This window comes from Amycolatopsis sp. NPDC004169 (assembly GCF_040610315.1).
In the GTDB taxonomy this organism is placed as follows: Bacteria; Actinomycetota; Actinomycetes; order Mycobacteriales; family Pseudonocardiaceae; genus Amycolatopsis.
Map to the genome: position 1 here is coordinate 26,987 of NZ_JBEXMD010000013.1, position 19,542 is coordinate 46,528.

The window sequence follows — 19,542 nt, forward strand, 5'->3', positions numbered from 1 at the left end:
TTTTACTAACCGGAGGTCCTCCACCTCACCTCCGGGAGCACGCATGTCCTCACTCCGGCGCACCGCGAGCGCGGCGGCCGCCTTCGCCATCGCGGCCAGCGGTCTCGTCCTGGGTGCGCCCACGGCGTCGGCCCTCGAAAACGGCCTGCTGCGCACGCCGCCGATGGGCTTCAACAACTGGAACTCGACGCAGTGCCGCGCCGAGTTCAACGAGGCGATGATCAAGGGCATCGCGGACACCTTCGTCAGCAAAGGCCTCAAGGACGCCGGCTACACGTACGTCAACATCGACGACTGCTGGGCGCTGCCGTCCCGCAACTCGGCGGGGAACCTGGTGCCGGACCCGGCGCGGTTTCCGGGCGGCATCAAGTCGCTCGCCGACTACGTGCACGGGAAAGGCCTGAAGTTCGGCATCTACACCAGCGCCGGCACGAAGACCTGCAACACCGCGGGTTTTCCCGGCGCGCTGGGGCACGAGCAGCAGGACGCGAACCTGTTCGCCTCCTGGGGCGTCGACTACCTGAAGTACGACAACTGCAACAACCAGGGTGTCGACGCGCAGCAGCGGTACAAGGCGATGCGGGACGCCCTCGCGAAGTCCGGCCGCCCGATCGCGTACTCGATCTGCGAATGGGGCCAGAACAAGCCGTGGACCTGGGCCGAGCCGGTCGGGAACCTGTGGCGCACCACCGGTGACATCTCCGACAAGTGGTCGAGCATGATCTCGAAGGCGCAGACCAACCGCGGCCTCGCGCAGTACGCCGGCCCCGGCCACTGGAACGACCCCGACATGCTGGAGGTCGGCAACGGCGGCATGACCACGGCGGAGTACCGCACGCACTTCAGCCTGTGGGCGATGATGGCCGCCCCGCTGCTGATCGGCAGCGACCTGCGCAAGGTGTCCGACGACAACTTCGCGATCCTCAAGAACACCGACGTCATCGCCCTCGACCAGGACCCGCTGGGCAAGCAGGCGACGGTGCTGAGCGCGAGCGGCGGCCTGGTCGTGTACAGCAAGGTGCTGGCCAACGGCGACCGCGCGGTGGCCCTGTCCAACGAGACGGCCGCGACGGCGACGATCAGCACGACCGCGTCCGCGACCGGGATCGGCAGCGCGTCCTCGTACACGCTGAAGGACTTGTGGAGCAAGGCTGTGCGGAGCACTTCGGGGACGATCAGCGCGTCGGTGCCCTCCCATGCGACCGTGCTGTACCGGGTGTCGCGCGCCGGTGGCGCGACGCGCTACGAAGCCGAGTCGGCCACGGTTTCGGCGGGCGGGACGATCGACTCCAACCACGCGGGCTTCTCCGGGACCGGCTTCGCGAACGGCGCGAACGCCGTCGGCAGCTACGTGGAATGGCAGGTCACGGGCCCGGCGTCGACGCTGACGTTCGGTTACGCGAACGGCACCACGGCGGCGCGTCCGGTGGACATCGCGGTGGACGGCACGGTGGTCGCGGCGGGCGTGCCCTTCCCGGGGACCGGCGCCTGGACGACGTGGAGCACGGTGGCCAGGTCGCTGTCGCTGCCGTCGGGCTCGCACACCGTCCGCGTGACCGCGACGACGGCCGACGGGCCGGCCAACCTGGACTACCTGGACGTTGCGCCGTAGCCGTCACCTGGCGGAGTTGCGTTCGTCGTAGCTCCGCCGGGCCGCTTCGACCTTGCCGAGGTTGCCCGACCACTCGGTGAGCGACGCGAACAGCGGGCCGAGGCTGCGGCCGAGCTCGCTGATCTCGTACTCGACGCGTGGCGGGACCTCGGCGTGGTAGGTGCGGGTGATCAGGCCGTCCCGCTCCAGCTGCCGCAGCCGCTGGGTGAGCACCTTCGGGGTGATCGTGGTGATGCGGCGCTCGAGTTCGACGAACCGCTGGCGCCCGAACTCGTTGAGCGCCCACAGGATCGGCGTCGTCCACCGGCTGAAGACGATGTCGACGACCGGGGCGATCGGGCAGGCCAACTCGGGTGTGGTCTCGGTCACTTTCACGTCTTCGGCCATTACTTTCCTCTAGGTACCTACTATCACCCCGAATGTAGCGTCTTTCCCATGATCATGGTTGTGGGAGCGACGGGAAATGTCGGAACACCGCTGGTCCGGATGCTGGCGGAGGCGGGCGAAGAGGTGACGGCGGTGTCCCGCCGGATCACCTCGGCCCCGCCGGGAGTCGTGGTGCGGCAGGGAGATCTGGGGTCGGTGTCGTTTTCGGGCGTCGCGTCGGCGTTCTTGATGGTGTCGGGCGCGTTCGTGCCCCTGGACGACGTCCTCGCCCGCGCGGCAGCGGCGGGCGTGCGCAAGGTGGTGGTGCTGTCGTCCCAGGGCGTGCCGACCGGCCGCCACCCGGCGGTGACGGAGGAGTCGGTACGCCGCTCGGGTCTGGAGTGGACACTGCTCCAGCCGGGCGCGTTCGCGTCGAACGCACTGCAGTGGGCGGAAAGCGTGCGATCGTCGCGCGAGGTGGTGGCGCCGTTCGGGGACGTGGCGCTGCCGGTGGTGGACCCGGAGGACATCGCGGCGGTGGCGGCGGTGGCGTTGCGCGCGGAGGGGCACGCGGGCAAGTCGTACGTGCTGACGGGCCCCGCCCCGATCACCCCCCGCGACCAGGCGGCGGCGATCGGCGCGGCCGTGGGCGAGCCGGTGCGCTTCGTTCCGCAGACGCGCGACGAGGCTCGCGCTGTCATGTCGGGCTTCATGCCGCCGGAGGTGGTGGCCGTGACGCTGGATGTTCTCGGCTCGCCGACGCCGGAGGAGCAGCGGGTGAGTCCGGACATCGCCGCCGTCTTGGGCCGCCCGCCGCGCCCGTTCGCGGAGTGGGCGTCGCGCTTCGCGGGGGCGTTCAAGTGACGCTGGCTCACCGTTCTTCGGGTTCCGGGGCGCCGGTGGTGTTGCTGCACGGCAATCCGACGTCGTCTTACTTGTGGCGCAACGTGATGCCGTCCCTGCCGGGCCGGGTGCTGGCCCCGGACTTGATCGGCATGGGGGAGTCCCCGCGGCCGGACATCGCTTACACGTTCGAGGATCACGCCCGCTACCTGGACGAGTGGTTCGATTCGTTGTCCTTGACCGACGTGGTCTTGGTCGGCCACGACTGGGGTGGCGCACTGGCGGCGGACTGGGCGTCCCGGCACCCCGCGCGGGTGCGCGCGTTGGCCTTCACGGAGGCCGTGGTGAAGCCGATGACGTGGGAGGAGTTCCCACCGGCGGGGGCAGAGGTGTTCCGGGCGATCAAGGATGGAGGCGCGCTCGGCGGCTTCTTGCCGGGTCTGCCGCCGGAGTACGCGACGACGTTCGAGCGTCCCCTGCTGCAGTGGGCCCGCTCGATGCCCCTGGGCGGCTCGCCGGCATCGGTGGTCGCCCGGATCGAGGCGTTCGACCGGTGGCTGGGGTCTTCCGCGGAGGTTCCCAAGCTGCTGGTGACGTTCGAGCCGGGTTTCGACACGATGCTGACGCCGTCGATGGTGGAGTGGTGCGAGAGGAACTTCGCCTCGTTGGAGGTGGTTCGACGTCCGGAGAAGGCGGGGCACCACACGCCGGAGGAACAGCCGGAAGCACTCGCGCAGGCGTTGTCGACCTGGCTGACGAAGGCTTGAGTAGTACTACTCAGGAGGCGCCTGCGTAGATCCGCCCGAATTGCGTTTCGCCTGCCCCCACCTGCCTTCGCACGGTTGTTCCCGCGAAATGTCATGCCTTAGAGTGACGGGGCTGCCACATACCGGGGAGGGCATTGTGAGCACGGGTTACCAGGTGGTGATTGCAAAGATCCGCCACACCGGCGAAGCGGCCGGGCGGGTGGCCGACGGACTACGCGGCGCGGGGTGTGCGGCTGCCATACCCAGTGGTGACCTGGGCATGCCGGGGTCGCGGGCCGCGCTGAAGATGGCCGAAGTCAAACACGCCTTGGTGTACCGGCAGCAAGGATTCGAATCCCGCCTTGACACGCACGCGGGCAACATGGCGAAAGCGGCCGACCATTATGCAGCGCAAGAATCGGCAGCCGCCGCGGATCTGTCCACGCGGACCGTGGGACCGGTGAAGGCAAGCTGATGGTCGTTTGGTCTGACGTGACGCGGTGGAATCCCGCCGTCCTGCAGAACGCGGTCGACAACATCAACACCGCCTACAACAAGCTGGTGGCATGCTCGGACGACCTCCGGGATGTCAACACGCCCGAGGGTTGGCACGGTGAGGCGGCCTCCGCGGCGGCCGCCGAGGTCAACGGGATCATCGACGGCCTCGAGGAGTACGCGGCTGATCTCGCTGCCCTGCGCCGGAAAGTGGGCGACGTCGGTGACGCCATCACGGGCGTGCAGAACGGTGTCAAGGAAGCCGAGGCGATCGCGGCGCACAACCACTTCGCCATCGCCGGTGACGGCGCGATCGTGGACAATGGCGCGCCCGACGTCCCCGAAGAACAGCGGGAAGTCGTCGCCGAAGAACGCAACCGGATCGCCGAGGAGCTGAAGGACCGAGTCGAGGAAGTCCTGCGGCAGGCGACGAATGTCGACGAAGACCTGTGCGCAGTGCTTGACCTGATCCAGGCCGGCCAGGTCATCGACGCCACAACCAACGACAACGAGCACACGAGCCTGGCCGCCGCAGGTAACTCCGGCGAGGCGATCGCGATCTCCTCGATCATGCCTCCGCCGGCGGTGGACGCGGACCCCTCCATGAACGCAGCCTGGTGGGCGGCACTGTCGGACAAGGAACGGCAGCAACTGATCGCCCGGCATCCCGACTGGGTCGGCAACCGGGACGGCATCAAGGCCGCCGACCGCAGCAAAGCCAATCTGGCTCTCGTCGAGCAGGAGAGGCGCAGCTTCACCGCCGAACTCGACAAGCTGCGCCGGGACGTGGGCGACGCCGGCGAAATCGTCCGCGTCGAAGAACGGCTCAAAGCGCTCGACGCGATCGCCGGCATGATGCACAACCCGGACGGCAGCTTGAACTCCCACCGCCAGCTGATGTCCGTGGACATGACCGGCGACCACCCCAAGGCCGCCATCGCCAACGGTGATGTCGACACCGCGCAGCACGTCGCCGTCTTCACCCCCGGCATGAACAGCACCGTGGACGGCAACATGCACGGCTACGTCGACGACATGGACGGCGTCCAGCGCAGCGCGGAGCGGATGCTCGCCACCCAAGGCGGCGGTACCGTCGCCACCGTGACGTGGATCGGCTACGAGCCATCATCATTCGACGACAAGGGCTCGCTGGCGGGGCTCATCACCGGCGAGAACGCCGACACCGGCGGCGCCAAGCTGGCGCGGTTCGACCAGGGCATCAACGCGTCCCGGCCGACCGACCCGCACTTCACCGCGCTCGGCCATTCGCAGGGCTCCATCGTCACCGGCGTCAGCCTGACCCACGGCGGCACAGGCGTGGATGACGCCGTGGTGTTCGGCTCTCCAGGGGTGGCGGACCACTTCGGCATCGACAACACCGCCCGCGACCTGAAAGTGCCCACCGGGCACACCTACAACATCACGGCGGCCGGTGACCCCGTCGCGCAATGGGTGCCGGAAACCTGGCGCTACGGCACGGCCCCCTACGCCATGGACGGCATGACCCAACTGTCAGCCGGCGCTGCCACCGGCTCGGACGGCAGCCCTCTGGCCGCGTCGACCGGACACAGCGAGTACACCCGCGCGCTGCCGGACGGCACCGACACCACCAGCAAACACAACATCGCGGCCATCGTGGCAGGCATGCCGCAGCTTGCCGTACCCGCGCGGTAGGGAAGATGGCTTCCATGCTGACCAAATCCTTGTCGGCCGCCGCGGTGGTCGCGGGCGCCCTGCTGCTCGCGGCCTGCGACAGCGGCGATCGATACCTCGGAACGCCGTCATCGGAGACCACAGTGCCCAGCCAGCAGCAGTACGCCGAACTCCTGCGGCGGCCGACGATCGACGAGGCCGTCACCCGCTACGAAGAAGCCCGCAAGACACTGCAGACGAAGCTGACCGAAGGCCTCGGCATCACCGGCTGGGTCGACAAGCACGACGGTCGCCAGTCCGGCTGCGCCAATGAATTCCCCGGCGTCGACAGCCGTGACGCCGTGCGCACGTTCCTCAGCTTCCTCACCGCACCCCGAGGTATCTCCGGCGAGCAATGGGCTGACGCGAAGCGAATCGCCACGGAAGTGGGCGCGGGCTACGGGTTCACCAAACCGGGGGTGCAGACGAACAACCCGCCCACGTTCGAGTTCGAGCTGAAGGACCAGTACGGAGCCGCGCTCGCGCTCTCCTCGGGCACGACCACGGTCATCTCGATCGAAACGGGCTGCCACCTGACCACCGAGGCGAAGGGGCGGATCGGAGCGGCCGCGACAACGCGACGCTAGCCGATGATGACAGAAAGTGCCCAAACACGCCCGGCGATCGCCGGGCGTGCAGAACAGGCCTATCCGGTCGGGATGACAGGATTTGAACCTGCGACCCTCCGCTCCCAAAGCGGATGCGCTACCAAGCTGCGCCACATCCCGGCACACCCCCAGGGGGGTGTGTGATCAGCCTAGCGGGTCACGCTAAGCTGGCCACGCACCCGGGTACCTCCGGGGGCACGCGGGTGTAGCTCAATGGTAGAGCCCTAGTCTTCCAAACTAGCTACGCGGGTTCGATTCCCGTCACCCGCTCCGGAAACGTCACGGGTCGACGCGGCGTCCGCTTCCAAGGACGCCGCGATCACGTCCAGCAGCTTGTCCGTGTCCACCGGCTTCGTGATGTAGTCGTCCGCCCCGCTCGCCAGCGTCCGGGCCCTGTCCTCCGCCGTTGCCTTCGCTGTGACCGCGATCACCGGCAGGTCCGCGTTCGCCGCTTCTGCCCTGATCGCCGCGATCGTGGCGTTGCCGTCCAGCTCCGGCATCATCACGTCCATCAGGACCAGCGCCGTGTCCTCGTTGCGCTCCAGCGCCCGGATGCCGTCCACGCCCGTCTCCGCGTAGATCACCTCCAGGCCCGCCTGCTCCAGGACCGCCGCCAGGGCGAACACGTTCCTGAGGTCGTCGTCGACGATCAGGACCTTCTCGCCGTGGAAGCGCTTCGGCCTGACGTCCGGGGCCGCCACCAGGACCGTGCTCGGCACCGGTGGCAGCCGGGGGGAGGACAGCGCCGTCAACGCCGGGTCCACCAGGTTGGCCGCCGCCACCGGGAGGTACAGGGTGAACGTCGAACCCACGCCCGGCTCGCTCACCACGCGCAGCTCGCCCCCGAGCAGCTCCGTCAGCTGCTGGCTGATGTTCAGCCCCAGACCCGTGCCGCCGTACTTGCGGCTCGTCGTGCCGTCCGCCTGGCGGAACGCCTCGAAGATCACCGCCAGCTTCTCCTCGGGGATCCCGATGCCGGTGTCCTCGACCGCGAACGCGATGATCCCGGGGGCGTTGCGAAGCGACTCCTGCTCCACCTCCGCCGGGTCGGCCGCGCGGATGTGCAGGCGGACGCCGCCCTCGTCGGTGAACTTCGCCGCGTTCGACAGCAGGTTCCGGAGGATCTGCTGGAGGCGGTGCTCGTCGGTGTGGACGCTGCCCGGCACCGGCGGGTCGATGTGGACCGCGAACTCCAGGCCCTTGTCCGCGGTCAGCGGCCGGCACAGCGATTCGACGTAGTCCACCAGCTCCGGCAGCGTGATGTCCGTCATCTGCAGGTCCAGCCGGCCCGCCTCGACCTTCGCCAGGTCGAGGATGTCGTTGATCAGCTGCTGCAGGTCCGACCCGGCCGCGTAGATCGTCTTCGCGAACTGGATCTGCTTCTCCGTCAGGTTCCCTTCCGGGTTCTCCGACAGCAGCTTCGCCAGGATCAACGCGCTGTTCAACGGCGTCCGCAGCTCGTGCGACATGTTCGCCATGAACTCGGTCTTGTACTGCGACGCCACCGTCAGCTGCCCGGCGCGCTCCTCCAGCTCCTGCCGCGCCTGCTCGATCTCGCTGTTCTTGACCTCGATGTCGCGGTTCTGCTGCGCCAGCAGCGCGGCCTTCTCGGCCAGCTCGGTGTTCGACCGCCGCAGCTCGCCCTGCTGGGCCTGCAGCTGCTCCGACCGGGCCCGCAGCTCCTGGGCCAGCCGCTGCGACTCGGTCAGCAGCGCCTCGGTCCGCGAGTTCGACAGGATCGTGTTCACGTTGACGCCGATCGTGTGCCGCAGCTGCTCCAGCAGGTCCTGGTGGACCGTGCTGAACTCGTTCACCGAGGCCAGCTCCAGCACCCCGAGCACCTCGCCCTGGAACAGCACGGGCAGCACGATCAGGTTCACCGGTGCCGCCGAGCCCAGGCCGGACGAGATCAGCGCGTACTCCGGCGGCGCGTTGTGGACCAGCACCGTGCGCTGGTCGACGGCGGCCTGCCCGATCAGCGACTCGCCCATCGCGAACCGCAGCCCGGCGCGGGACTGCGCCAGTCCATACGCGGCGATGCACTCCAGCACCGTGCCGTCGCGGTCGTCGTCGCGGGCCAGGAAGAACGCGCCCTGCTGGGCCCGGACCAGCGGGGCCAGCTCGGACAGGATCAGCGCCGCGACCGACGCCAGGTCGCGGTGGCCCTGCATCCGCCCGGACAGCTGGGCGAGGTTCGTCTTCAGCCAGTCCTGCTCGCGGTTGGTCCTCGTCGTCTCCTTGAGGTTCGCGATCATCTGGTTGATGTTGTCCTTGAGGTCCGCGACCTCGCCGGACGCGTCGACCGTGATGTGCCGGGTCAGGTCGCCGGCCGTCACCGCCGTCGCCACCTGGGCGATCGCGCGGACCTGCGTGGTCAGGTTCCCGGCCAGCTGGTTCACGCTCTCGGTGAGCCGCTGCCAGGTGCCGGACACGCCGTCGACCTCGGCCTGGCCGCCCAGCTTGCCTTCGGTGCCGACCTCGCGGGCGACCCGCGTGACCTCGGAGGCGAACGCCGAGAGCTGGTCGACCATCGTGTTCATCGTGGTCTTCAGCTCGAGGATCTCGCCGCGGGCGTCGACGTCGATCTTCTTCGTCAGGTCGCCCTTCGCGACCGCCGTCGTGACCTGCGAGATGTTGCGCACCTGGCTGGTCAGGTTGTGCGCCATGAAGTTGACGTTCTCGGTCAGGTCCTTCCACGTCCCGGCGACGCCGGGCACCCGCGCCTGGCCGCCGAGGATGCCTTCCGTGCCGACCTCGCGGGCGACACGGGTGACCTCGTCGGCGAACGCGCGCAGCGTCTCGACCATCCCGTTCAGCGTCTCGGCCAGCGCCGCGACCTCGCCCTGGGCCTCGATCCGGATCTTCTTCGACAGGTCGCCGTTGGCCACCGCGCTCGCCACCGTGGCGATGTTGCGGACCTGGTCGGTCAGGTTGTCGGCCATGACGTTGACGTTGTCGGTGAGGTCCTTCCAGGTGCCGGCGACGCCGCGCACGCGCGCCTGGCCGCCGAGGATGCCTTCGGTGCCGACCTCGCGCGCCACTCGGGTGACTTCGTCGGCGAACGCGGACAGCTGATCCACCATCGTGTTGAGCGTGGTCTTGAGCTCGAGGATCTCGCCGCGGGCGTCGACGGTGATCTTCTGGGTCAGGTCGCCCTTCGCCACCGCCGCCGTCACCGTGGCGATGTTCCGGACCTGGTCGGTCAGGTTGTTCGCCATCGAGTTGACGTTGTCGGTGAGGTCCTTCCAGGTCCCGGCGACGCCGGGCACGGTGGCCTGGCCGCCGAGCTTGCCCTCGGTGCCGACCTCGCGCGCCACTCGGGTGACTTCGTCGGCGAACGCGGACAGCTGATCCACCATCGTGTTGAGCGTGGTCTTGAGCTCGAGGATCTCGCCGCGGGCGTCGACCGCGATCTTCTGGGTCAGGTCGCCGCGCGCGACGGCCGTCGCGACCTGGGCGATGTTGCGGACCTGGGTGGTCAGGTTGTTCGCCATGAAGTTCACGGACCCGGTCAGGTCGCGCCACGTGCCGGCGACGCCGGGGACCTGCGCCTGGCCGCCCAGCTGACCCTCGGTGCCCACCTCGCGCGCCACCCGGGTGACTTCGTCGGCGAACGCGGAGAGCTGGTCCACCATGGTGTTCATGGTCGTCTTGAGCTCGAAGAACTCGCCGCGGGCGTCGACGGTGATCTTCTGGGTCAGGTCGCCCTTCGCCACCGCCGTGGTGACGTGCGAGATGTTCCGGACCTGGTCGGTGAGGTTGTCGGCCATCTGGTTGACCGAGTCGGTGAGGCTGCGCCACGTCCCGGCCGCGCCCGGCACCTCGGCCTGCCCGCCCAGCTTGCCCTCGCTGCCGACCTCGCGCGCCACCCGGGTGACTTCGCCGGCGAACGCCGAGAGCTGGTCGACCATCGTGTTCAGCGTGTTCTTCAGCTGCAGGATCTCGCCGCGGGCGTCGACGTCGATCTTCTTCGTCAGGTCGCCGTTGGCCACCGCGGTCGCCACCTGCGAGATCCCGCGGACCTGGTCGGTGAGGTTGTCGGCCATCAGGTTGACCGAGTCGGTGAGGTCGCGCCACGTCCCGGCGACGCCCGGCACCTGCGCCTGGCCGCCGAGCTTGCCGTCCGAACCGACCTCCCGGGAGACCCGGGTGACCTCGTCGGCGAACGCCGAGAGCTGGTCGACCATCGTGTTGATGGTGTTCTTGAGCTCGAGGATCTCGCCGCGGGCGTCGACGTTGATCTTCTGGGTCAGGTCGCCGCGCGCGACGGCGGTGGTGACCTGGGCGATGTTGCGGACCTGCTCGGTGAGGTTGTCGGCCATGAAGTTGACCGAGTCGGTCAGGTCGCGCCAGGTGCCCGACACGCCCGGGACGACGGCCTGGCCGCCGAGACGTCCCTCACCCGCGATCTCGCGGGAGAGCCTGGTCACTTCGGCGGCGAAGCGCGACAGCTGCGCGATGAGGCCGTTGACCGTCTTCGCCAGTGTGGCGTACGCGCCCTGCAGCGGGCGCCCGTCCAGGGTGAGGGTCATCGGCTGGGACAGGTCGCCGTCGGCGACCCCGCCGAGCACGCGCTCCAGCTCGATCGCCGGCCGGGTGAGGTCCTCGACCAGGCCGTTCACCGCGTCGACGGCGGTGGTCCAGCCGCCCGGGCCGACCTGGCCTTCGAGCCGCTCGCTGAGCCTGCCCTCCTGGCCGACGGCCGCGCGAACCCGCAGCAGCTCGCTGACCAGCCGCTGGTTGCGCTCGGCGATGTCGTTGAACGCGACCGCGAGCTGCGCCGAGATGCCGTCGCCGTGCGGGACGAGCCGCCGGCGGAAGTTGCCGTCCCCGAGATCCCGCACCGCCACGAGCACCCGCTCGAGCGCGGCCGCCTCGCTCTGGGATTCCGTTGTCATGTGTGCCGACCCTCTCCACCACGCATGCGCCAGCCATGGTCGTCGACCCAGCGTGCCATGCTTCGCCCTACACTTCGAGCCAGCCCGCCCGCTCACGCGGTAGCCGTGCGACAGCAGTCCGGAGGCAGGAGGTCCGTGCATGGTGTCACGTCCGGCCCCGGCCTCGGCGGCCCTGCCGCCGGTGACCGGTGACGGCGGGCCGCCGGGCATCGACGCCTTCACCCGAGCGGCCCTCGAAGACGTCCGCGACGCGGTGTTCCTGCAGGACGCCACGGGCGCGGTGCGCTGGGCTAACCCGGCCGCGCGAGCGCTGACCGGGGACACCGGACCGCAGCTGCACCCGGTCACCGAAACCGCAGGTCACCTGGACGTGGCCGGGCTCCGCCGTCCGGCGCGGATCCGCGCGCTGCCCGGCGGCTGGCACGCCTGGACCGTCCCCGCCGACGACGTCCCGCAGCGGCGCGTCGGCGACTTCCTGGCCGAGGCCGGCCCCCGGCTGGCCGCCGCGCGCGGGCGGCACGGCACCGCCCGGGTGATCGCCGAGCTGGCCGCGTCCGCGCTGGCCGAGACCGTGTTCGTGCTGCTGCCGACCACCCGCGGCCGGTGGGAGTGGTGGAGCTGCGAGCGCCCGGCCGCGCAGGGCCACGGCCGGATCCGGCGGGTCGCACCGCACGTCGCGCCGGTGCTGGCGGCGACGTTCGGGGCCACCGGGCCGCCGCAGCAGGCCCCGCTGCCCGCGCCCGAGGTCGCCACCCTGCCGTCGGTGGTCGCCGACCGGCTCGAAGGGCACGCCGAGGTGTCGGTCGTCTCGCTCGGCCCGAGCGCGAGCGCCGAGGTCACCGGCGCCCTGCTGCTGGGCCGCCACGGCGACGCCGGCTTCGGCGCCGAGCAGTCCCGCGCGGTGGCCGAATTCGCCGTCGCGGCCGGGACGGCGCTGGCCAACGCCCAGCGCTACGCCCGGCAGGAAGAGGCGACCCGCGGCCTGGAGACGACGTTGCGCCCGGTCGACCCGCCGGAGCTCGACGGCGCCCGGTTCGAGACCTGGTACGAGCCGGCGGGCGGGGTGCTCACCGTCGGCGGCGACTTCTTCGACGTGCTGCCCCACGACGACGGCAGCGCGTTCCTGGTGCTCGGCGACGTCTGCGGCAAGGGGCCGGAGGCGGCGGCCCTGACCGGCCGGGTCCGGCACGCGCTGACCGCGCTCGCCATGGTCGAACGCGACGGCCGCACCCTGCTGCGGCTGCTCAACGAGCTGCTCATCGCCGGCGGCAGCAGCCGGTTCGCCACCCTCGTGCTGGGCACGGCCCGGCCGTCCGATGGCGGCGTCGGCCTGACGCTGGCCTCCGGCGGCCACCCGGCGCCGCTGATCCTCCGCCGGTCGGGCGTGGTCGAGGAGGTCACCGTGCCGGGCACGCTGGTCGGCATCTCGCCGCAGGCCCGGTTCGCCGAGGCGGAGGTCCGGCTGGAGCGCGGAGACGTCTGCCTGCTGTACACCGACGGCATCACCGAAGCCCGCAACCGGCGCGACCAGACGGAACTCTTCGGAGACGACCGGTTGCGCGCTGTGCTCACGGCGGCGGCGGGCGAGCCGGCGCGCGAAGTCGTGCGGCAGCTGCGGCAGTCCGTTCGCGACTGGCTCGGCAGCTCCGCACACGACGATATCGCCGTGCTCGCCGTGGAATGCGTCGACTGATTGCACCGTCCTCAATGGACTGAGTTTGACGCCGTCGCGAGGGGGTAATCACCCCGGTGCACTCAGATTTTCCGACGGAGGAGCCCCATGGCGAACGCACTGCAAGGACGCCGGGTCGCGATCCTGGCCGCGGACGGCGTCGAACAGGTCGAGCTGGAGAAGCCGCGCCAGGCCGTCCTCGACGAGGGCGCGACGGTCGAGCTGGTTTCGCTGGACACCGGTGAAATCCAGGCGATGAACGGCGACATCGACAAGGGCGACCGGTTCCCGGTGGACCGGAAGGTCGCCGACGTCGGAATCGGCGACTTCGACGCGCTGCTGCTGCCCGGCGGCACGATGAACCCCGACCACCTGCGCACCGACCCCGCCGCGGTCAAGTTCGTCGGCGACTTCGTGCGCGCGGGCAAGCCGGTCGGGGTGATCTGTCACGGTCCGTGGACGCTCGCCGAAGCGGATGTCGTGCGTGGCCGCACGCTGACGTCCTACCCGAGCATCCGGACGGACCTGCGCAACGCCGGCGCCACGGTGGTCGACGAAGAGGTCGTCGTGGACAACGGACTGGTCTCCAGCCGCAACCCGGACGACCTGCCGGCGTTCTGCCAGGCGGTCGTGCGCGAGTTCGCGGGCTGACCGCGCGTCCTTTGTGGACGTCACCCGTTCGTGTCTGTTAAGTCCGGCTTAAATCTGTTGGCGTTCGGCCCCGCGGCGGAGGACGCTGATGGTGTGACGAGGATCGCCCGCGGAGAGGAGGTGGACGCGATGACTGTGCACGCAAGGCGCTACGGCCGCTGGTGCCGTGAACACTTCGACGCGATCGCCGCCGAGGGCGTTCCCGCTCCCCGCGGTGGCGAGCCCGCCGGCCAGGCGCTGCCCGAGCCCGAGCGGGAGCCCGTTCAACCGGCTGCCGAACAGCCCCGAGGCTGACGAACACGTGAGAAGGCCTCCCCCGCCGCGGCGGGGGAGGCCTTCTCACGTGGGTCAGCGGTAGCTGCGCCGGTACCAGACGCGCCGCGGGCCGGGGATGCCGATCCGGGCGATGACGTCGGTCAGGATGGCGCCGATGACGAGCCAGAGAACGGCGGCGAGGCCGTCGTTGAGGAACGTCCGCAACCCCTCCGAATCCGGCGTGAAGAGGTTCCGCAGGCCGAGCGAAACGCCCGCCGACCACTCCGAGATCAGGTGCGCGAAGCCGTTCGCCGAGTTCGCCCCGCCCAGCACCAGCACGATGTGCACGGCCAAGACCAGCGCGAACACCGCGCAGACCAGGTGGATGAGGGCGTTGACCGTGCGAACGGCCCGGATCCGCGGGTGGGTGCGCTCCACGATTTCTTCGGTGGGGGCGGGCTCGTACGGCGTTCCGTACGGCTCCGGGGGCGGGGGATACGGCATCGTCGGCGTCCTTTCGACTGTCCGATGTGGACGTATCTGGGCGGACTTGAGTGACACCGGGGAGTACCCGTCACTCGGGTGAGCGAACCGTCGACTCCGCAAACTTCCCTAATCGGCGCGTGATAGGGTCGTTTGGGGAATGCGAGGAGGGGTATGACCCAGGACCTCTACTCCGTCGAACAGGTCGCCGCGAAGCTCGGGCTGCACGTCCGGACGGTCCGGAACTACGTCCGGGACGGTCGGCTGAAGGCGGTCCGGATCGGCAAGCAGTACCGGATCGCGGCCGCGGACCTGGCGGCCTTCACCGGGCTGCCGGTGGCCGAGCGGGCCGCGGCGCCGGTGGCGGAGCTGTCCGGGGTCGTCGAGATCGCCGGCGTCGACCGGGCGGCGGCCGACCGGATCGCGGCCTCGGTCAACGGGCCCCGCGACGGCGACGAGCGGCCGTTGCGCGTCGAAACCATCCACGACGGGGAGCGCGCCACGATGAAGATCATCGTGCTCGGCGACCTGGCCGCCGGGGCCGATCTGCTGCGCTGGGTCGCCTCGGTTACGGAAAACCTGGCCTGACCGCCACCGCGGTCCGCGTCGCGCGGGAGACGTCCGGACCGGGCTCGGCGCCCGGGCGGCGGCAGGGCGCTGAGCCGGGCGGCGCAACCGGCGCGCGGAGGGCAACCCGTGGTGCGCACGGGACGTCAGGTGATCATGAGAACTCCCCGGCGCGCTGCGCTGCTGGTGTCCGTCATCGCCCTCCTCGCCGCGTTCGCCTCGCCCGCGACCGCCGAACCCGTGGTCCCGTCCGGGTTCCAGCCCGCGTCGACGAGCTGGACCGGCCCGGACCGGGGGTACGTCCTGGGGTACCGGCCGTGCGCCGGGACGTGGTGCCCGGTGCTGCTGGGCACGACCGACGCCGGACGGCACTGGCGGCGGCTGGGTGCGCCGCCGATGGCGCTGCCGGACAACCACAACCACGTCGCGCTGCGGGTGTTCGGTGACCGGGTGGCGTACGTCGAGGACGGCGTGCACGTCCTGACGACCCGCGACGGCGGCGTCAGCTGGCAGCCGGTCACGCCGGCCGGGGCCCGGGAGCCGTACTACCTGTCGAAGATCGCCGAGACCGGCGGCCGCGTCTTCGCCCTGCTCACCAGCTACGGCGATGGCCGCGGCTCGACCCGGCTGTATTCGGGGGCCGCGGGTTCGCCGGCGCTGGTCCCGGTGCCCGGGTTCTCCGCGACGGGCGGCCTCACCTACGGCGACCTGGCCGTCGGAGGTGGTCTGCAGATCGCGCTCGGGGCCGACTACGGCACCGAGCAGTACTGGACCTCCCGCGACGGCGTCCGGTTCGCCCCGGCCGACCCGCCGTGCCCGGAGGGGCAGGTGGCCTCGCTGAGCGCGGTCCGCGACGGGCAGGTGGTGGCGTTGTGCAGCAGCAGCCCGGGCTCGCCCCAGCCGGGTTCGACCGAACGGCAGCTGCGGCACGCCCCGCAGCTCGGAGCGCGGTTCAGCGGAACGGACGCGGCCCCGTTCGCGGGCATCAACCAGGGCTTCGCGGCATCGTCCCCGAAGTCGGCAACGGTGGCGGCGGTGGCCGGCGGAGTCGGGTTCCTGCACACCACGGCCGACGGCGGCCACACGTGGACGACGGCGGAGCTGTCCGACCGGGGGTTCGCGCTGACCGACCTGGACTTCCCGGGCAGGGGCGTCGGCGTCGTGGTGGACGGCCAGCCGGACGCGTCGGGCGGGTCGGCGGTGTACCGGACCACGGACGGGGGAAGGACGTGGCGGGAACTGCCGTTCGGGTAGCCGGTTCCTGGGGGCAGGCGGGTCGCGGGTTCCCGGCTGCGGGGTTGGCGGCGGCCGGGCGTCAACCCGGCCGCTCGGCCCCGAAGCGCCTCGGCGGTGTACCGGACCACGGACGGGGGAAGGACGTGGCGGGAACTGCCGTTCGGGTGATTGATCCCCGCGTGGCGCACTCCGCACACGGATGGGGGAAAGTCCCGCCGCCGGCGGCGTTTCGGGTAGTTATCCCTGGCAGGTAAGGCCCTTGTGCCCGGTTCACTTGGTGAACGGCATGTCGTAATCTGAGCACTGTCCGTTGCCGGACACGGTGAGCGAAACCCGGGCAGGGGTGTCGTCGCCACGGGGAGAGTGGGAGAGCAGCCGATGACGCCTGGCGACCTGCGGTCCGGAACCGGGGGCGGTGCCGCCGCCCTCGATTTCAGCAAGGCGAGCCTGGCCCGGCTGTCCGACGCGCTGCTCGGCGGGCACGACCACTACGAAGTGGACCGCGAAGCGATGCGGCGGCTGCTGGCCATCGCGCCCGGCGCCCGGACGATGGCTAAAGAACACCGCGACTGGCTGGTGCGCGCGGTGCGGTTCCTGGCCGGCAAGCGCGGCATCGACCAGTTCCTCGACCTCGGTTCCGGCATGCCCACCGCGGAGAACACCCACGAGGTGGCGCAGCGGTACAACCCGGACGCGCAGGTGGTGTACGTCGACAACGACCCGGTCGTGCAGGTGCACGGCCGGGCGCTGCTCGAGGAGAACTACCTGACCCACGTGACCGGAGCCGACCTGACGCGGCCGGCCGAAACGCTCGCCGACGAGGTCGTCAAGGAGTACCTCGACTTCACCCGTCCGGTGGCGTTGATCCTGACCTCGATCGTGCACCACATCGACGACTACGACCGCGCGAAGGCGATCGTCTCCGAGTACGTCGACGCGCTCGCGCCCGGGTCGTTCCTGCTGCTCACGCACAACTTCGACCCGGAAGAGGACTCCCCGCGCCAGGAACTGGCGCGGCTGCTGGAGACCAGTTTCCAGGGCACCGGCCTGGGCAGCGTCCACCGCACCCGCGAGCAGATCACCGGGTTCTTCGACGGCACCGAGCTGCTCCGGCCCGGCCTCGTCTACCTGCACGAATGGTGGCCGGACGGCCCGCGCCTGCACCCGCTGGGCGAGCTCAACTTCCTCACCCTCGGCGGGGTCGCCCGCAAGCAGTGAGCGTTCAGGCGGGCCGCCTGAACGCCCACGGCCGCGTCAGGCGGCGTTGAAGGTGTCCGGGTCCGGGCCGGTGCGCTCGCCGCGGTCCAGCGGGGTCAGCGACTCCATCTCCTCCTCCGTGAGGGTGAACCCGAACAGGTCGAAGTTCTCCTCGATCCGGGACCGCGTGACCGACTTCGGGATCACTACGTTGCCCAGCTGCAAATGCCACCGCAGCACGATCTGCGCGGGCGTCCGGCTGTGCTTCACCGCGAGTTCCGCGACCACCGGGTCGCCGAGCAGGCTGCCGCCCTTGGCCAGTGGGCTCCACGCCTCGGTCGCGATGCCCTGCTTGGCGTCGAATTCGCGCAGCTCGCGCTGCTGCAGGTACGGGTGCAGTTCGACCTGGTTGACCGCGGGGGCGATCTCGGCGGCGTCGAGCAGGCGCTCGAGGTGCGACGGCTGGAAGTTGGAGACGCCGATCGCGCGGACGCGGCCGTCGGTGTAGAGCTTCTCGAACGCCTTCCACGTGTCGAGGAACTTGCCGCGCGCCGGGGTCGGCCAGTGGATCAGGTACAGGTCCAGCTGCTCCAGGCCGAGCTTGGCCATGCTCTCGTCGAACGCCTTGAGCGTCGAGTCGTAGCCCTGTGCGGAGTTCCACAGCTTGGTGGTGACGAACAGCTCGCCACGGGCGATGCCGGACTCGGCGATCGCCTGGCCGACACCCTTTTCGTTGCCGTAGACGGCCGCGGTGTCGATGCTGCGGTAGCCCACTTCGAGGGCGGTCTTCACGGCGGCGGCGGTCTCGTCGTCCGGGACCTGGAACACGCCGTAGCCGAGTTGCGGCATCCGGACGCCGTTGTTGAGTTCGATGTCGGGCACGCTGGTCACGAGGGGTCCTTTCGGTGGCTGGTTCATCGGGCGAGTACCCGTTCCGCGGCATCGAAACTAGCCGGGGAACGGCGGTCGAGCAGTCCGGAGACGAGCGCCACGGCGAGGCCGGCCGCGGCGAGCGCGGCGCCGATCCAGTTGGAGGCGGTGTAACCGAGGCCGGCGTCGATGGCCTGGCCGCCGAGCCAGGCGCCGCCGGCGTTGCCGAGGTTGAACGCGGCGATGTTCGCGGCCGAGGCCAGCGCCGGGGCGCCCTCGGCCTTGGCCATCACGCGGGCCTGCAGCGGCGGCACGGTGGCGAAGCCGGCCGCGCCGAACAACGCGATCGTGATTGCCGCGGGCACCTTCGCGTGCGCGGTGAACACGAACGCCACCAGCACCAGCGCCAGTGCGGCGAGGATGACGTAGAGGCTGGGCATCAGCCTGCGGTCCGCCGCCCGGCCGCCGAGCAGGTTGCCGGCGAACAGGCCGGCGCCGAAGAGCACGAGCAGCCAGGTGACGGCGCCGCTCGAGAAGCCGGCGACCTCGGTCATCATCGGGGCGATGTAGGTGAAGGAGGCGAACACCCCGGCGAAGCCGAGCGTGGTCATCACCAGCGCGAGCCACACCTGCGGGCGGCGGAACACGGCGAGCTCGCCGAGCAGGCCGGCGCCGGGGTCCGGCTTCTGGTGCGGCACGAGCGCGAGGATGCCGATCGCGCCGGCCACGCCGAGCGCGCTGACCACCCAGAACGTCGAGCGCCAGCCGAAGGCCTGGCCGAGTGCGGTGCCGGCGGGCACGCCGAGCACGTTCGCCACGGTCAGCCCGGTGAACATCAGCGCGATGGCGCTGGCCTGCTTGGCCGGGGCGACCAGCGACGCGGCCACGACCGAGCCGACGCCGAAGAAGGCGCCGTGCGAGAGGGCGGCGACGACCCGGCCGGTCATCAGCAGGCCGTAGCTCGGGGCGAGCGCCGAGAGCACGTTGCCCGCGATGAACAGGCCCATCAGGGCGACCAGCACGGTCTTGCGCGGCACCCGCGAGGCCAGCGCGGTGAGCAGGGGAGCGCCGACGACGACGCCGAGCGCGTAGCCCGAGATGAGCAGGCCTGCGGACGGGATCGAGACACCGAAATCGGCCGCGACCTCGGGCAGCAGGCCCATGATCACGAACTCGGTGGTGCCGATCCCGAAAGCGCTGATCGCCAGTGCGAGCAGAGCGGCGGGCATGGACTTCCTTCTTCCGGGGGTAGACTGTGGTTGTCGTTGACAGCTACAAGCGTCCGAGATAGTTGCAGACGCCGTATATTGCACAAGCTTGCGACTTGTCGGGTGGTCCGCGCAAGCCGGGG

At 70.5% G+C, this 19,542-nt stretch carries 17 protein-coding genes and 2 tRNA genes; 13 read left to right on the top strand and 6 right to left on the bottom strand.

Annotated elements, in window-relative coordinates:
* The first annotated feature begins 43 nt into the window (after positions 1-43).
* Entirely contained in the window at positions 44-1,612 is a 1,569-nt protein-coding gene (locus ABZX11_RS19360) for a carbohydrate-binding protein (RefSeq protein ID WP_354914613.1), read from the top strand.
* Between the two features lie 3 nt (positions 1,613-1,615).
* On the opposite strand, the gene ABZX11_RS19365 is transcribed toward ABZX11_RS19360, so the two are convergent.
* Complete coding sequence (locus tag ABZX11_RS19365) at positions 1,616-1,999, bottom strand: helix-turn-helix domain-containing protein (RefSeq protein ID WP_354914615.1); 384 nt, start codon at positions 1,997-1,999, stop codon at positions 1,616-1,618.
* A gap of 48 nt (positions 2,000-2,047) precedes the next feature.
* Here ABZX11_RS19365 and ABZX11_RS19370 point away from each other — a divergent pair, with 48 nt between their 5' ends.
* The 5 genes from ABZX11_RS19370 (at position 2,048) to ABZX11_RS19390 (ending at position 6,341) form a co-directional block, all read left to right on the top strand.
* Positions 2,048-2,842, top strand: a complete 795-nt coding sequence (locus ABZX11_RS19370; RefSeq protein WP_354914617.1) for an NAD(P)H-binding protein — start codon at positions 2,048-2,050, stop codon at positions 2,840-2,842.
* Positions 2,839-3,588 (top strand): alpha/beta fold hydrolase, encoded by a 750-nt coding sequence (locus ABZX11_RS19375; RefSeq protein ID WP_354914619.1) that lies wholly within the window; start codon positions 2,839-2,841, stop codon positions 3,586-3,588. The genes ABZX11_RS19370 and ABZX11_RS19375 overlap by 4 nt, the downstream gene beginning before the upstream one ends.
* A gap of 136 nt (positions 3,589-3,724) precedes the next feature.
* Positions 3,725-4,042: a DUF6317 family protein gene (locus tag ABZX11_RS19380; protein ID WP_354914621.1), complete on the top strand. Its 318-nt coding sequence runs from the start codon at positions 3,725-3,727 to the stop codon at positions 4,040-4,042.
* Positions 4,042-5,736 carry an alpha/beta hydrolase gene (locus ABZX11_RS19385; RefSeq protein ID WP_354914623.1) on the top strand — a complete coding sequence of 565 codons (1,695 nt, stop codon included), beginning with the start codon at positions 4,042-4,044 and terminating at the stop codon, positions 5,734-5,736. Before ABZX11_RS19380 ends, ABZX11_RS19385 begins: the two co-directional genes overlap by 1 nt.
* Before the next feature lie 14 nt (positions 5,737-5,750).
* Positions 5,751-6,341, top strand: coding sequence for an LppA family lipoprotein (locus ABZX11_RS19390; RefSeq protein WP_354914625.1), 591 nt, complete (start codon positions 5,751-5,753; stop codon positions 6,339-6,341).
* Between the two features lie 67 nt (positions 6,342-6,408).
* On the opposite strand, the gene ABZX11_RS19395 is transcribed toward ABZX11_RS19390, so the two are convergent.
* A tRNA-Pro gene (locus ABZX11_RS19395) sits at positions 6,409-6,482 on the bottom strand.
* A gap of 79 nt (positions 6,483-6,561) precedes the next feature.
* Between ABZX11_RS19395 and ABZX11_RS19400 the strand changes: the two genes are divergently transcribed.
* Positions 6,562-6,632, top strand: a tRNA-Gly gene (locus ABZX11_RS19400).
* On the opposite strand, the gene ABZX11_RS19405 is transcribed toward ABZX11_RS19400, so the two are convergent.
* The gene (locus tag ABZX11_RS19405) at positions 6,587-11,260 is read right to left on the bottom strand and encodes a HAMP domain-containing protein (RefSeq protein WP_354914869.1); all 4,674 of its coding nucleotides are present in this window, start codon (positions 11,258-11,260) and stop codon (positions 6,587-6,589) included. The two genes, ABZX11_RS19400 and ABZX11_RS19405, sit on opposite strands and share 46 nt — an antisense overlap.
* Positions 11,261-11,399: 139 nt before the next feature.
* Here ABZX11_RS19405 and ABZX11_RS19410 point away from each other — a divergent pair, with 139 nt between their 5' ends.
* The 3 genes from ABZX11_RS19410 (at position 11,400) to ABZX11_RS19420 (ending at position 13,877) form a co-directional block, all read left to right on the top strand.
* Positions 11,400-12,953 carry a SpoIIE family protein phosphatase gene (locus ABZX11_RS19410; RefSeq protein WP_354914627.1) on the top strand — a complete coding sequence of 518 codons (1,554 nt, stop codon included), beginning with the start codon at positions 11,400-11,402 and terminating at the stop codon, positions 12,951-12,953.
* A gap of 87 nt (positions 12,954-13,040) precedes the next feature.
* Complete coding sequence (locus tag ABZX11_RS19415) at positions 13,041-13,583, top strand: type 1 glutamine amidotransferase domain-containing protein (RefSeq protein ID WP_354914629.1); 543 nt, start codon at positions 13,041-13,043, stop codon at positions 13,581-13,583.
* Positions 13,584-13,712: 129 nt separating this feature from the next.
* Positions 13,713-13,877 (top strand): hypothetical protein, encoded by a 165-nt coding sequence (locus ABZX11_RS19420; protein WP_354914631.1) that lies wholly within the window; start codon positions 13,713-13,715, stop codon positions 13,875-13,877.
* Between the two features lie 54 nt (positions 13,878-13,931).
* Here ABZX11_RS19420 and ABZX11_RS19425 read toward each other — a convergent pair whose 3' ends face one another.
* Positions 13,932-14,342, bottom strand: coding sequence for a hypothetical protein (locus tag ABZX11_RS19425; RefSeq protein ID WP_354914633.1), 411 nt, complete (start codon positions 14,340-14,342; stop codon positions 13,932-13,934).
* A gap of 153 nt (positions 14,343-14,495) precedes the next feature.
* Here ABZX11_RS19425 and ABZX11_RS19430 point away from each other — a divergent pair, with 153 nt between their 5' ends.
* The 3 genes from ABZX11_RS19430 to ABZX11_RS19440 all read left to right on the top strand — a co-directional run bounded on the left by ABZX11_RS19430 (position 14,496) and on the right by ABZX11_RS19440 (position 17,342).
* Positions 14,496-14,909 (top strand): helix-turn-helix domain-containing protein, encoded by a 414-nt coding sequence (locus ABZX11_RS19430; RefSeq protein ID WP_354914635.1) that lies wholly within the window; start codon positions 14,496-14,498, stop codon positions 14,907-14,909.
* A 135-nt stretch (positions 14,910-15,044) separates the two neighbouring features.
* On the top strand, positions 15,045-16,142 hold the full coding sequence (locus tag ABZX11_RS19435) for a hypothetical protein (protein WP_354914637.1): 1,098 nt from the start codon (positions 15,045-15,047) through the stop codon (positions 16,140-16,142).
* A 360-nt stretch (positions 16,143-16,502) separates the two neighbouring features.
* Positions 16,503-17,342: an SAM-dependent methyltransferase gene (locus tag ABZX11_RS19440; RefSeq protein WP_176171860.1), complete on the top strand. Its 840-nt coding sequence runs from the start codon at positions 16,503-16,505 to the stop codon at positions 17,340-17,342.
* A gap of 36 nt (positions 17,343-17,378) precedes the next feature.
* On the opposite strand, the gene ABZX11_RS19445 is transcribed toward ABZX11_RS19440, so the two are convergent.
* Complete coding sequence (locus ABZX11_RS19445; RefSeq protein ID WP_354914639.1) at positions 17,379-18,212, bottom strand: aldo/keto reductase; 834 nt, start codon at positions 18,210-18,212, stop codon at positions 17,379-17,381.
* Positions 18,213-18,235: 23 nt separating this feature from the next.
* The gene (locus ABZX11_RS19450; RefSeq protein ID WP_354914641.1) at positions 18,236-19,420 is read right to left on the bottom strand and encodes an MFS transporter; all 1,185 of its coding nucleotides are present in this window, start codon (positions 19,418-19,420) and stop codon (positions 18,236-18,238) included.
* Positions 19,421-19,542 lie beyond the last annotated feature (122 nt).